General features: G+C 57.5%; 12 protein-coding genes and 1 pseudogene. 2 read left to right on the top strand and 11 right to left on the bottom strand.

Features of this window, described 5'->3' with window-relative positions; translation table 11 throughout:
• Window positions 1–5: 5 nt before the first annotated feature.
• The 10 genes from V6F78_RS06525 to V6F78_RS06480 form a co-directional block, all read right to left on the bottom strand.
• The gene (locus V6F78_RS06525) at window positions 6–1,967 is read right to left on the bottom strand and encodes a DUF7844 domain-containing protein (RefSeq protein WP_332726863.1); all 1,962 of its coding nucleotides are present in this window, start codon (window positions 1,965–1,967) and stop codon (window positions 6–8) included.
• Window positions 1,964–2,284 carry a DUF2388 domain-containing protein gene (locus V6F78_RS06520; protein ID WP_047279694.1) on the bottom strand — a complete coding sequence of 107 codons (321 nt, stop codon included), beginning with the start codon at window positions 2,282–2,284 and terminating at the stop codon, window positions 1,964–1,966. Before V6F78_RS06520 ends, V6F78_RS06525 begins: the two co-directional genes overlap by 4 nt.
• A 26-nt stretch (window positions 2,285–2,310) precedes the next feature.
• The gene (locus V6F78_RS06515; protein ID WP_047279693.1) at window positions 2,311–2,604 is read right to left on the bottom strand and encodes a DUF2388 domain-containing protein; all 294 of its coding nucleotides are present in this window, start codon (window positions 2,602–2,604) and stop codon (window positions 2,311–2,313) included.
• Between the two features lie 147 nt (window positions 2,605–2,751).
• Window positions 2,752–3,069 (bottom strand): DUF2388 domain-containing protein, encoded by a 318-nt coding sequence (locus V6F78_RS06510; RefSeq protein WP_047279124.1) that lies wholly within the window; start codon window positions 3,067–3,069, stop codon window positions 2,752–2,754.
• 299 nt (window positions 3,070–3,368) lie between these two features.
• Complete coding sequence (locus V6F78_RS06505) at window positions 3,369–3,584, bottom strand: DUF1127 domain-containing protein (protein WP_047279129.1); 216 nt, start codon at window positions 3,582–3,584, stop codon at window positions 3,369–3,371.
• A 318-nt stretch (window positions 3,585–3,902) separates the two neighbouring features.
• Entirely contained in the window at window positions 3,903–5,393 is a 1,491-nt protein-coding gene (locus V6F78_RS06500) for an acetyl-CoA hydrolase/transferase family protein (RefSeq protein WP_047279132.1), read from the bottom strand.
• A 182-nt stretch (window positions 5,394–5,575) separates the two neighbouring features.
• Window positions 5,576–7,012 carry an NAD(P)(+) transhydrogenase (Re/Si-specific) subunit beta gene (locus V6F78_RS06495; RefSeq protein WP_047279134.1) on the bottom strand — a complete coding sequence of 479 codons (1,437 nt, stop codon included), beginning with the start codon at window positions 7,010–7,012 and terminating at the stop codon, window positions 5,576–5,578.
• Window positions 7,009–7,332 (bottom strand): NAD(P) transhydrogenase subunit alpha, encoded by a 324-nt coding sequence (locus V6F78_RS06490; protein ID WP_047279135.1) that lies wholly within the window; start codon window positions 7,330–7,332, stop codon window positions 7,009–7,011. Before V6F78_RS06490 ends, V6F78_RS06495 begins: the two co-directional genes overlap by 4 nt.
• Before the next feature lie 11 nt (window positions 7,333–7,343).
• Entirely contained in the window at window positions 7,344–8,465 is a 1,122-nt protein-coding gene (locus V6F78_RS06485) for a Re/Si-specific NAD(P)(+) transhydrogenase subunit alpha (RefSeq protein ID WP_047296516.1), read from the bottom strand.
• Between the two features lie 436 nt (window positions 8,466–8,901).
• On the bottom strand, window positions 8,902–9,798 hold the full coding sequence (locus tag V6F78_RS06480; RefSeq protein WP_047283345.1) for a LysR family transcriptional regulator: 897 nt from the start codon (window positions 9,796–9,798) through the stop codon (window positions 8,902–8,904).
• A 158-nt stretch (window positions 9,799–9,956) separates the two neighbouring features.
• On the opposite strand from V6F78_RS06480, the gene V6F78_RS06475 reads away from it, so the two are divergent.
• Together V6F78_RS06475 and V6F78_RS06470 are read left to right on the top strand one after the other, a co-directional pair.
• A complete protein-coding gene (locus tag V6F78_RS06475; RefSeq protein WP_047279141.1) occupies window positions 9,957–11,138 on the top strand; it encodes an acyl-CoA dehydrogenase in 1,182 nt (393 codons plus the stop codon).
• A gap of 19 nt (window positions 11,139–11,157) precedes the next feature.
• Entirely contained in the window at window positions 11,158–12,378 is a 1,221-nt protein-coding gene (locus V6F78_RS06470) for a CaiB/BaiF CoA transferase family protein (protein ID WP_332726857.1), read from the top strand.
• 191 nt (window positions 12,379–12,569) lie between these two features.
• Here the strand turns inward: V6F78_RS06470 and V6F78_RS06465 are convergent.
• Window positions 12,570–12,816 (bottom strand): annotated as a pseudogene (locus V6F78_RS06465) (hypothetical protein); the annotation flags it as partial.

Here is a 12,816-nt window from a genome sequence, read left to right as displayed (position 1 = left end):
CAGGCTTATGGCAATTGCAGGCCGCCGGAAGCCTTGTGAATCGCCCGCAAATGCTCGCCGATCTGTTTGACGTTGGCTTCGGTCGCGGCAATCTCGGCGGCGCGGGCGGGTTCCAGCAAGCTGCGCACTTCCTTGTCCAGGTCCCCGGTCAGGCGCAGTAATTGCTGCTGGCGCTGACTGCTTTCGGATTCGAGCATTTCCCATTCTTTGGCTTGCGGCAGGCCATAGCCGCTGCTGCCCAGCAATTCAGCCGGGCGACTGAGAAAGCCGCTGCTGGCGAGAATTTCTTGCAATGTCTTGTTGGCCTTGTCCATGCCGGCCCCCTCGATCCCGCGCACTTTCAAGTACTTCTGTTTGACCTCGTCCTGGGCCAGCAGCAATTGGCGGCGAAAGGCGGCCTGTTCAAGCAGCAACAACGCTGCGCTGGCGCGCAGGTCGGCCTGTTCGATCCAGGGGCGCCGTGCATCCGGGCTGAGGGCGAGCCAGTCTTCGACGCTGGCCTGCTGGATCGGCAGGCGGGTCTTGAGTACATCGAACATCGCCTGATAGCGATCACGGTATGAGTCAAAGCGATAGCCCAGCCTCAGCGCTTCTTTTTTGTCGTCCAGCACACGGGTGTCGGCCAACCCGCGTGCCTTGAGCACTTCCAGCAGGCCATTGGGCATGATGCTGTCCAGGCCTTTGAGCTGCGTGTTGTCACTGCCGCTGCGCAGTAATTTCAGGGTTTCGACCGCGCAGTTATTGGAGATGAAGTAATAGTTGCCGTCATAACTCCAGTGCATTTCTGCCGCGTGCTCGACCACTTCTTCGATTTCCGGACGGCTCAGGGTGAGGGGCACGGAGGCCAGGCTGCGCAGTTCGGTTTTGGTGTATTCATCGATCACTTGAGCCAGCGGCAAGACGAAAAGCCGCGAGGGGTAAGCGCCGGTCAGCCCGTCCCAGCTTGATAGCTGTACGTCGTTGACGAATGCCCGGTAAGACAACACCAAGTGTTCTTGCAGGTCGAGTCGGCAATCGGGCCCGCGCGGACGTCCGGGCGCGCAAATCACCAAACGCAACATGCTGTGCCCCCAGCGGCTCGCCCATTCCTGATTGGCCTCGGCAAGCAGGTAATCGACGGCGTACACACGCTCGGGGTCGACGGTGCCGAGGGGCTGTTTGGCGAAATCGTTACCGGCGTTCAGAAAGGCAAAGCCTGTGGGGCATTCATCCCGGGCAGCCGGGGCCCAGCCGAAGTGATCCCGGTAGTAGCGATACAGGGCCGGGCGCCGACAAGCGTAAGCCGGGTCGAGGAGGAAGTACTCCATGTTGACCGCGACAAACTCTCTGGGGTTGGTGACTTCGTACAGATCGGGGCTGCGCACGATCTGGTGGTTGTCTTGTTCGCGTTCACCGCGTCGACCGACATATTGTTGCCAGCCGGCGAGGTCGAGCAGGCGCGGGTCATCGCTGAGGGTGAAACGGCGTTCGGTCTGGCCCCGGCATTCGTCCGGCAGGCCAATCAGCCCGGCGCTGTTGTGCTGACGTGTACAGCGCTGGATGAGGGCGCGTTGGGCGTGCGGCCACACACGGGCGCGGTCATAAATGTGGGTCAGTTCGTGCAGGACGGTGGCGAGCATTTCCCGGCGCACGGTGCCGTGGGGGCGGTTGGTTTGCTCGGTCGCGGCCGAGCCGTCGGTCAAGCTCGCCAGCAATTTGCGGTTGAGGTCCAGCTCGGAGATCAGCGACGCTTGCCCGTAGGCATTGCTCGGCATGTCATCGGTCCAGCCCACCAGGATCTGGCGGTCCAGTTGCTCGATAAAGCGCGGTGGCAGCTTGCGCATGGCCTCGTCCAGCAGCGCCTGACTGGCCTGCTGTTCAGGTGGGCTCAAGCCTTCGGTCTTGAGTTGCAGATGCAACGCGGCCTGGGCGTTGCTGCCGATCAGCAGCAGGCCGCAGGCGGCAAGCCAACGCGCGAGCGGCCTCACAGTGCGAGGATGGCTTCGGCAAGTTCCTGATCGCTGGCGCTGCGGGCTTCTGGCACACGCTCACGCAAGGTATTGAAGGCGGATTCCAACTGAACGCCGCGAATGTCGCCTTGGCTGGCGACGAAAGTGGCGGCGTCATCGTGGGCTTCACGCACCACTTTAGAGTCACGGATCGACGTGGTGGTGTCGGAAGTGAAATCAATGGCGCGTCCGAATGCACGAACAATGATGTTACTGGTCTGCACCAGGGTTTGTGCCTGAGCCACATCTGCCAGCAACAGCAGGCCAAGGGTGGCGACAATCAACGGGTTACGCATGAATATTCTCCAGAAAACGCGGGTGCTTATTGGACGAGAATTGCCTGTGCCAGTTCAAGGTCGCTGGCAGTCAATTTTGGCTGGTCGTGGCGCAGGTAGCGCAAGGCCGATTCCAGCTGTGAGCCTCGTAGTTGGCCGTCACTGGCGATAAATGCGGCAGCGTCATCCTGAGCGGCACGAATCAGTTTGTTTTCGAACGGTGTTGAGGTCACTTTGCTGGTGACGTAGCCAGAGAGCACGGTGGTTTGTGTGCTCGTGTCGAAGGCGGCAGCAGTTTGAGTCCAGCTAAAGGCAAGTAGAGCAATTGAGAGAAAGCGCATGGGTCTCGACGTTAATTGAGCGAGGGCCAAGGCTAGCGTAATGGGCGGGGCAGGGCAAAGCGGATGTGCCCGCTGTCCGGGGGCGAGGCTGTGCTCGAATGACCTCGCACATAGCCTCGCACTGCCCGGCAGCGATGACACGGCAAATCAGAGGGTGAGGATCGCCTGGGCCAGTTGTGCATCGGACGCTTGCAGTTGTGGCGCCTGCTGACGAATGAAGTCCAGCGCGCTTTCGAGCTTGACGCCACGGATGCTGCCTTCGCTGGCGACAAAACTGGCGGCGTCGTCACGGGCGGCGCGCACGATTTTGTTGTCGCGGATGGAGTTCGTGGCGTCGGACGTCAGGTCGGTCGTGGCCTTGAGCGTGCCTACGATGGCATCGGTGGTCGCGATGAAGCTGGAAGCATGGGCGCTGGCCGCAACAGTCAGCAGCGCCGCCGCGCTAAGTAGGCGAAGAGTGGACATGGTGATACTCCTTGGCATGAGCTTATAAGTTAGACGTTTATAAGCCGAATAGTAGGCCCGGCGTCGCGTACGGCAAAGAACGTTTTGCGGTGACACGCCGTTTTGAGGCGTTGAGCCAAGGAATGCGTCAACTGTACCTGTATGTTTTAAACATTTTTAAAACTGTACCTGTGACGGTCTGCGAATACAAAATGCTCTTCCAGAACGACAAAACCCGTCAGCGGTTTCCCGCGACGGGTTCTGTTTTACAAATTCTGGGTGCTGGCGGTAAATCGTGAATCAAGGCCAGCGAGCGCTTGTTAGCGCCAGAACGGCTTGCTCAGCTCTTCGTAGCGCTGTGCTTCGCTAATCCCGGCATCAGCCAGAAGACGCGAGTCCAGGCGAGCCAGTTGATGGCGGCTGGAAATACGGCGCTGCCACAACATGAGGTTGGCAAGTACGCGCAAAGGCATCGAAGCCTGGTTGTTAACAGTGTTGCTTTCAGTGAACAAATCGGAACTGAGGGTACGTTCCATGATGGCATCCTTCCGCTTGTGGCGGCATTGGCTAGTGGTTTAACTGGTGCCCATGATCCTCTTGTGCGTCCAGACTCTCTAGATACAGTTCATCTGTATTGTGCAGAGCCAGTTAACTGTTTATGGGGGCTGTACGGGCGCAAATGACTACAACTGTACCGGTAGGCACTAAGTTGGTGCATTTTTAGCCATTTATGTGTGAAAAGGCGGCTGTAAGGGTAGGAAATGACCAGTACAGCAGTACAGTTTTTGAAATTGCAGCGATAAAAAAGCCGCCGAGAAAACAGTGTTTTCATCGGCGGCTGTCTAGCTCGCGTGTTACGGGAGCATTTTGCCGGTTTCTTCCAGGTTGATATGCCAGCTCAACGCTTCGCGCAGAATGTGCGGGGTGTGGCCACCGATTGCACAGGCTTTGCTGAAGTAGTCATTGAGGGCTTCACGGAAGTCCGGGTGCACACAGTTGTCGATGATCACTCGGGCGCGCTCGCGTGGCGCCAGACCGCGCAGGTCGGCCAGACCCTGTTCGGTTACCAGGATGTCCACATCGTGTTCGGTGTGGTCAACGTGGCTGACCATTGGCACCACACTGGAGATCGCACCGGCCTTGGCAATGGACTTGGTGACAAAGATCGCCAGGTGAGCGTTACGGGCGAAGTCGCCCGAACCGCCGATGCCGTTCATCATGCGAGTGCCGCAGACGTGGGTGGAGTTCACGTTGCCGTAGATGTCGAATTCCAGGGCGGTGTTGATGCCGATGATGCCCAGACGACGCACGACTTCAGGGTGGTTGGAGATTTCTTGCGGGCGCAGGACCAGCTTGTCCTTGTAACGCTCCAGGTTGCCGAACACGTCCGAGTTGCGACGTTCCGACAAGGTGATCGAACTGCCCGATGCGAAGCTCATCTTGCCGGCGTCGATCAGGTCAAAGGTCGAATCCTGCAGTACTTCGGAGTACATGGTCAGGTCTTCGAACGGTGAGTCGATCAGGCCGCACATCACGGCGTTGGCGATGTTGCCGATACCGGCCTGCAGCGGACCCAGCTTGTTGGTCATACGCCCGGCTGCCACTTCTTGTTTGAAGAAGTTGATCAGGTGGAACGCAATGCCGTCGGTTTCGCTGTCCGGTACCGAAACGGTGGACGGCGAATCAGGCTTGTTGGTGATGACGATCGCAACGATTTTTTCCGGCGGAATCGGAATTGCAGTGCTGCCGATGCGGTCGTCGACTTTTACCAGCGGGATAGGCGTGCGCGTTGGGCGGTAGGTCGGGATGTAGATGTCGTGCAGGCCTTCCAGGTTCGGGTTGTGCGCCAGGTTGATCTCAACGATCACCTGTTTGGCGAAAATCGCGAAGCTGGCCGAGTTGCCGACGGAGGTGGTCGGCACGATATGGCCTTGCTCGGTAATCGCGACGGCCTCAATCACAGCGATGTCCGGCAGCTTGAGCTGCTGGTTACGCAGTTGCTCTACGGTTTCAGACAAGTGCTGATCGATGAACATGACTTCGCCGGCGTTGATCGCCTTGCGCAGTGTGCTGTCTACCTGGAACGGCATGCGACGCGCCAGCACGCCGGCTTCGGTCAATTGCTTGTCCAGGTCGTTGCCCAGGCTGGCGCCTGTCATCAGGGTGATTTTCAGCGGCGCCAGTTTGGCGCGTTCGGCCAGCGCGTGCGGAACGGCCTTGGCTTCGCCGGCACGGGTAAAACCGCTCATGCCAACGGTCATGCCGTCTTGGATAAGGGCGGCGGCTTCTTCGGCGCTCATGACCTTATCGTGTAGGGAATTTAGGCGAATACGTTCACGGTACATGGATTGTTATCTCGGGCAACGGAAGCAAGATGCGCAGTCTATTCATTTTCAAAGGCTGGCGTCCCGCTACCATGGTCGAATGCCTGACGGCGATTTAGACCCTTTGGTCGGGATCTTTGCAGAAATAAAAAACCCCGGTCAATTCAGCGCCGGGGTTCTCGGTGTGGCAGTGGCGGGGGATGTTACTCGACCGCCTTGACCATATCTTCAATAACTTTCTTGGCGTCACCGAAGACCATCATGGTTTTGTCCAGATAAAACAGTTCGTTATCCAGTCCGGCGTAGCCACTGGCCATCGAGCGTTTGTTGACGATGACGGTCTTGGCTTTATAAGCCTCAAGAATCGGCATGCCCGCAATCGGCGATTTCGGATCGTTTTTCGCGGCCGGGTTGACCACGTCGTTGGCACCCAACACCAGCACGACATCAGCCTGTCCGAATTCGGAGTTGATGTCTTCCATCTCGAACACTTGGTCGTAAGGCACTTCTGCCTCGGCAAGCAGGACGTTCATGTGGCCGGGCATACGACCTGCCACCGGGTGGATCGCGTATTTCACCGTGACGCCGCGGTGGGTCAGCTTTTCGGTGAGTTCTTTCAGGGCGTGCTGAGCACGTGCAACCGCCAGGCCATATCCCGGCACGATGATGACCGTGTCGGCGTTGGTCAGCAGGAAGGTGGCATCGTCAGCCGAGCCTGATTTGACCGGACGGGCTTCTTGCGTACCCGCCGGGCCGCCCGCATCCGTTGCACCGCCAAAGCCGCCCAGGATCACGTTAAAGAACGAACGGTTCATCGCCTTGCACATAATGTAAGACAGGATCGCGCCCGACGAGCCCACCAGCGAACCGGCAATGATCAGCATCGAATTGTTCAGCGAGAAGCCGATCCCGGCTGCCGCCCAGCCCGAATAGCTGTTGAGCATCGATACCACAACCGGCATGTCTGCCCCGCCAATCGGGATGATGATGAGGACGCCCAGCACGAACGCCAGTGCCAGCATGAGTGCGAAGGCGTTGAGGTTGCCGGTCAGCATGAAGGTGATGCCCAGCCCGAGGGTAGCCAGTCCGAGCACCAGATTCAGCGTGTGCTGACCACTGAATTGCACGGGAGCGCCCTGGAACAGGCGAAATTTGTATTTGCCTGACAGTTTGCCGAAGGCGATCACAGAGCCGGAGAACGTGATGGCACCAATCGCAGCGCCCAGGAATAGTTCCAGGCGGTTGCCCGCAGGAATGGCATCGCCCAGTTGCTTGACGATGCCCAGCGATTGCGGCTCGACCACGGCGGCGATGGCGATAAATACCGCCGCTAGACCGATCATGCTGTGCATGAAGGCGACCAGCTCTGGCATTTTGGTCATTTCAACGCGCTTGGCCATGATCGACCCCGCCGTGCCGCCGACCAGTAGGCCCACGATCACATAGCCGATACCGGTTGTAGCTATTTCAGCGCCTAGCTTGAAGACCAGTCCTACGGTTGTGATGACTGCCAGCGCCATGCCGAGCATGCCGAAGAAGTTGCCACGACGTGAGGTTGTGGGGTGCGACAGGCCTTTGAGGGCCTGGATGAAACATATTGACGCGATCAGATACAGAACGGTGACCAGGTTCATGCTCATGGCTTGCGCACCTCTTCTTTGGCTTTAGGTGCTTTCTTCTTGAACATTTCCAGCATGCGCCGGGTGACCAAAAATCCACCAAATACGTTAACGGCGGCCAAGGCCACCGCCAGGGTGCCCATGGTTTTGCCCAGTGGGGTGACCGTCAGTGCAGCGGCCAGCATCGCACCTACGATCACAATGGCCGAAATGGCATTGGTGACCGCCATCAGTGGTGTGTGCAGGGCAGGTGTGACGTTCCAGACCACGTGATAGCCCACATAGATAGCCAGCACAAAGATGATCAGGTTGTAGACGCCGGGGGAGATCAGCTCTTCCATTGTTTTTATCCTCAGCCGTTTTTGCGCACGACTTGACCGTCGCGGCACATCAGGCACGCGGCGACGATGTCGTCTTCTAGGTTGATCTGGAACTGTCCTTCAGGGGTGAAGACCAGTTTGAGGAAGTCCAGCAGGTTGCGGGCGTACAGTGCGGAGGCATCTGCGGCAACCATGGCGGCCAGATTGGTATGGCCCACGATGGTGATGCCGTGCTCGACCACCACTTGGTCCGCGACGGTCAGCGGGCAGTTGCCCCCTTGGGCAGCGGCGAGGTCGATAACGACGGAGCCCGGTTTCATCTGTGCCACGGTTTCAGCGCTGAGCAGCACTGGCGCCTTGCGGCCTGGAATGAGCGCGGTAGTAATGACGATGTCGGCCTGCTTGGCACGTTCGTGAACGGCCAGTGCCTGACGCTGCATCCAGCTTGCAGGCATAGGACGCGCATAGCCGCCAACCCCTACGGCGCATTCGCGTTCTTCGTCGGTTTCGTAAGGCACGTCGACAAATTTGGCACCCAGCGACTCGATCTGCTCTTTTACGGCAGGGCGCACATCAGACGCTTCGATCACGGCCCCCAGGCGTTTGGCGGTTGCAATGGCCTGAAGGCCTGCAACGCCTGCGCCGAGGATCAGCACGCGGGCAGCTTTCACAGTGCCCGCGGCGGTCATCAGCATCGGCATGAAGCGCGGGTAATGGTGAGCGGCCAGCAGCACGGCTTTATAGCCGGCAATGTTGGCCTGGGACGACAGCACATCAAGACTTTGCGCCCGAGAAGTGCGTGGTGCGGCTTCCAGTGAGAACGCCGTAATGCCATGGCTGGCCAGTTTGGCAATGGTTTCATCGCTGAACGGATTGAGCATGCCAATCAGCACTGCGCCGCGATTTATCAGGGCCAGTTCGCTGTCGTTGGGAGCAACCACTTTCAGGATCAGCTCGGCACCCAGCGCGTCGCCGGCACTGCCAATGGTTGCGCCGGCGGTTTCATAAGCGCTGTCGATGACGCTGGCGTTAATGCCTGCGCCGCTTTGAACAGTCACTTTATGGCCTTGGCCGATCAGCTTCTTGATGGTTTCCGGGGTTGCAGCAACCCGCGTTTCACCCTGATGGGTTTCGAGAGGAACACCAATGTGCACGTCATATCTCCTGCGTGATCTTTTATAAGAAATCCAGCGCACTTCGGATGGCGCGGCTGGGGCGGCCGATCAGCACGATCCCACCGGAATCAGGGTGGGGCGCCGCATAATGCAGGCGATTATTTGGCCCTTCAAGAACTTATGAAGGGTGACGGAATAATTACTACAAGTCATGCCGTGACCGAATGTCGCAAGGTTCCTTTGGAGACCAGTAACGGCGTGGCTTTCAGGGATTAAAGGATGTTTTAGAGTTTTTTTCACATTTCTTTTAGTTATCTGGCCATAACTTTCAGAAATACCCTGTAAGCCACGTGGTTACTGGCTTACAGGTTTGTCCAGATAGACATAAGTTTAGGCTGCTTAAAAGCGACATTTACATATATATGTAGGGTGTTTTTATTAGTCACTACATAACTCGTCTGGACGATGTAATGCGCTAATCAAGGCTGTATTGCTGGGCTTTCTGGATGAGCCAGTCGCGAAACGCCTGAAGCGAGGCGGACTCGATTTTGCGTTCGGGAATCATCAAGTGATAAGCCTTGGTGCTCGCGAGCGTTGCAGTGTTAGCGATTACCAGTCGTTGCTCGGCCAATTCGCGTTGAATCAAGAAGGGTGGGATCAGTGCGATGCCCATGTCGTGCATAGCGGCCTGGGCCAGCATCGAGAACAGTTCGTAGCGCGGCCCGGTCATGTCGCGGGGGACGTTCAGGCCTTGTGCGTTAAACCACTGTCGCCACGCATAGGGGCGCGTGGTTTGTTGCAGTAATGGAAGTTCTGCGAGTGCGTCTGGCGTGAGGGTTTTCTCGGCTGGCAGCAGACGGGGGCTGCATACGGGAACGGGATTTTCACCCATCAAGCGATAGGACGAAGTGCCTGACCAGTCGGCATCGCCGAAATAGATGGCGGCGTCAAAGTCGGTGTCAGCAAACAGAAAGGGGCGCGTGCGGTTGGTGAGGTTGACCGTGACGTCGGGGTGTTGCTGCTGGAAGTCTTTGAGTCGCGGTAGCAGCCATTGCGTACCGAAGGTGGGGACGACGGCCAGTTCAATCACGTTGGCGCCTTGCTGGCCCATGATCGAGAGGGTGTCACGCTCGACGGCATCCAGTTGGGTTGCGACACGTCGGCTGTAGGAAAGCCCTGCTTCCGTCAGCTTCACACCGCGCTTTGAGCGTCTGAAAAGTTCGATGCCAAGGAATTCTTCGAGGCTGGCTATTTGTCGGCAGATCGCCCCTTGGGTCAGAGAAAGCTCCTGCGCGGCTTTGGTGAAGCTTTCGTGCCGAGCTGCCGCCTCAAAACTGATAAGTGCGGCCGTGCTGGGAATCTTGCGGCGCATGTACGGCTTCCTCACTAAAGGTCGTCAGATATGGCGTTTTTGATCTTCACGGAGTGAGAAATTATCACAAGAGAGTGCCGAATCCTCGTTTGTCCTTCTATATAGGTGCGGCCTACGATCGGCCCACGACATTTGATCTATATCTCGAGGGTTCACTCATGGCGGGTAAGGCAAGCTTCAACTGGATCGATCCACTGTTGCTGGATCAGCAGCTCACTGAAGAAGAGCGCATGGTGCGCGACAGTGCTGAGCAGTTTGCGCAGGGCAAGTTGGCGCCTCGAGTGCTTGAAGCTTTCCGTCATGAGAAGACTGATCCGGCCATTTTTCGTGAAATGGGCGAGACCGGTTTGCTGGGAGCGATGATCCCCGAGCAATACGGCGGCAGCGGCCTCAATTATGTGAGCTATGGCTTGATTGCGCGGGAAGTGGAGCGTGTGGACTCTGGCTACCGTTCAATGATGAGTGTGCAGTCGTCGCTGGTGATGGTGCCTATCAATGAGTTCGGGACTGAAGCCCAAAAGCAGAAATACCTGCCCAAGCTGGCTTCGGGTGAATGGATTGGCTGTTTTGGTCTGACTGAGCCAAATCACGGTTCTGATCCTGGTGCGATGATTACGCGTGCACGCAAAGTCGAAGGCGGCTACAGCTTGACGGGCGCCAAAATGTGGATCACCAACAGCCCGATTGCTGATGTATTTGTGGTGTGGGCTAAAGATGATGCCGGGGATATCCGTGGCTTTGTGCTGGAAAAGGGTTGGAAGGGTCTGAGTGCGCCTGCAATTCACGGCAAGGTAGGTTTGCGCGCATCGATCACTGGCGAAATCGTTATGGATAACGTGTTTGTACCTGAAGAGAACATTTTTCCGGATGTGCGTGGTCTGAAGGGGCCTTTCACCTGTTTGAACTCGGCCCGGTACGGTATTTCGTGGGGGGCGCTGGGGGCTGCCGAGTTTTGTTGGCATACCGCACGCCAGTACACCCTCGATCGTCAGCAGTTTGGCCGGCCACTGGCTGCCACGCAGTTGATTCAGAAAAAGCTGGCGGATATGCAGACTGAGATTACGTTGGCGCTGCAGGGTTGCCTGCGTCTGGGGAGAATGAAGGACGAGGGCACGGCGGCGGTGGAGATCACGTCCATCATGAAGCGTAATTCGTGCGGCAAGTCGCTCGACATCGCTCGCATGGCGCGTGACATGCTGGGGGGGAACGGCATTTCTGATGAGTTTGGTGTGGCGCGCCACCTGGTCAACCTTGAAGTGGTGAATACCTATGAAGGCACCCATGACGTGCACGCCCTGATTCTGGGTCGGGCGCAGACAGGTCTTCAGGCGTTCTATTAATAGAGGGGGGGGGCGGCTCATGGGGGCTTTATCGCATTTGCGGGTGCTGGATTTGTCGCGGGTACTGGCAGGTCCTTGGGCGGGCCAGATTCTGGCCGACCTTGGGGCTGAGGTCATCAAGGTCGAGCGTCCGGGCAATGGAGATGACACGCGCGCCTGGGGGCCGCCCTTCCTTAAAGATGCCTATGGAGAGAGTACTGGCGAGGCGGCGTACTACCTGTCTGCCAATCGCAATAAACAGTCTGTGACGATCGATTTCACCAAGCCAGAAGGTCAGCGACTGGTGCGCGAGCTGGCGGCGAAGTCCGACATTTTGATCGAGAACTTTAAGGTGGGTGGGTTGCAGGCTTATGGTCTGGACTATGCGTCGCTAAAAGACGTTAACCCTGATTTGATCTACTGCTCGATTACAGGGTTCGGTCAAACGGGGCCGTATGCCAAGCGTGCCGGTTATGACTTCATGATTCAGGGCTTGGGCGGCCTGATGAGTCTGACCGGGCGGCCTGAGGGGGAAGAGGGTGCGGGGCCGGTGAAGGTAGGGGTGGCGCTGACCGATATACTGACCGGGTTGTATTCGACGGTTGCGATTCTGGCTGCGCTGGCTCATCGCCAACATGATGGGGGTGGGCAGCACATTGATATGGCGTTGCTCGATGTCCAGGTTGCCTGCTTGGCGAATCAGGCCATGAACTATCTCACTACAGGTATTTCACCTAAGCGCTTAGGCAATGCCCATCCGAATATCGTGCCGTATCAGGATTTTCCTACGGCAGATGGTGACTTCATTCTTACCGTCGGGAATGACAGCCAGTTCAGGAAGTTTGCGCAGGTGGCGGGTTGCAGTGAGTGGGCTGACGATCCCAGGTTCTCGACTAATACCGCGCGGGTGGCGAATCGGTCGGTGCTCGTGCCTTTGATTCGTCAGACGACTGTGTTCAGGACGACGGCGCAATGGGTGTCTGAGTTGGAAGCGGTCGGCGTACCTTGCGGGCCTATCAACGATTTGGCGCAGGTATTTGAGGATTCTCAGGTGCAGGCGCGTAACTTGGCGATAGCGTTGCCTCACCCGTTGGCGGGGCTTGTGCCGCAGGTGGCGAGCCCGATCAGGCTGTCGGCCACCCCGGTTGAATACCGTAATGCGCCGCCATTGCTGGGCGAGCATACGCAGGAGGTCTTGCAGCGTGTCTTGGGGGTGACTGCGGGGGCGCTGGAAGGGCTGCGCACGTCGGGCGTTGTTTAGGCCTTTGCAGAGGGGCGCTAGTGCCTCTCTATATAGTTAGGTTTTAAGTTTTTTTCGGGTAATTGATAGAGTCGCTCAATTAGGGCTTGACTCAGGATTTCAACGGCCTATAATTCGCCCCACTTCCGGCGCAGTCGAAACTGAAAACTCCTTGAGTTTCAATGAGTTAGACGGTTTTGACGATGCCAGCTTCAAATCATCGAAGCAGGAAATGAGGTGTTGACAGCAGCGTGTAACGCTGTAGAATTCGCCTCCCGCTGACGAGAGATCGAAAGCGCAAGTGGTTGATGTTGCAGAGGAAACTTTGAAAGCATCTTAAAATAACCGCTTGACAGCAACAGAGGCTGCTGTAGAATGCGCGCCTCGGTTGAGCGAAAGCTTAACCAACCGCTCTTTAACAACTGAATCAAGCAATTCGTGTGGGTGCTTGTGGAGTCA

The sequence above is a fragment of the Pseudomonas sp. ESBL9 genome (assembly GCF_036668715.1).
GTDB classification, from domain to species: Bacteria; Pseudomonadota; Gammaproteobacteria; order Pseudomonadales; family Pseudomonadaceae; genus Aquipseudomonas; species Aquipseudomonas lundensis.
Note: the sequence above shows the minus strand (reverse complement) of the source record. Positions and strands in the feature narration are given on the sequence as shown.

What these genes read in the sequence shown, in the direction of transcription:
- V6F78_RS06500 (WP_047279132.1), bottom strand. Translation starts at nt 5,393, where the DNA reads ATGTACCGTGAACGTATTCGCCTAAATTCCCTACACGATAAGGTCATG.
- V6F78_RS06490 (WP_047279135.1), bottom strand. Translation starts at nt 7,332, where the DNA reads ATGGAAGAGCTGATCTCCCCCGGCGTCTACAACCTGATCATCTTTGTG.
- V6F78_RS06495 (WP_047279134.1), bottom strand. Translation starts at nt 7,012, where the DNA reads ATGAGCATGAACCTGGTCACCGTTCTGTATCTGATCGCGTCAATATGT.
- V6F78_RS06470 (WP_332726857.1), top strand. Translation starts at nt 11,158, where the DNA reads ATGGGGGCTTTATCGCATTTGCGGGTGCTGGATTTGTCGCGGGTACTG.
- V6F78_RS06510 (WP_047279124.1), bottom strand. Translation starts at nt 3,069, where the DNA reads ATGTCCACTCTTCGCCTACTTAGCGCGGCGGCGCTGCTGACTGTTGCG.
- V6F78_RS06520 (WP_047279694.1), bottom strand. Translation starts at nt 2,284, where the DNA reads ATGCGTAACCCGTTGATTGTCGCCACCCTTGGCCTGCTGTTGCTGGCA.
- V6F78_RS06475 (WP_047279141.1), top strand. Translation starts at nt 9,957, where the DNA reads ATGGCGGGTAAGGCAAGCTTCAACTGGATCGATCCACTGTTGCTGGAT.
- V6F78_RS06480 (WP_047283345.1), bottom strand. Translation starts at nt 9,798, where the DNA reads ATGCGCCGCAAGATTCCCAGCACGGCCGCACTTATCAGTTTTGAGGCG.
- V6F78_RS06505 (WP_047279129.1), bottom strand. Translation starts at nt 3,584, where the DNA reads ATGGAACGTACCCTCAGTTCCGATTTGTTCACTGAAAGCAACACTGTT.
- V6F78_RS06515 (WP_047279693.1), bottom strand. Translation starts at nt 2,604, where the DNA reads ATGCGCTTTCTCTCAATTGCTCTACTTGCCTTTAGCTGGACTCAAACT.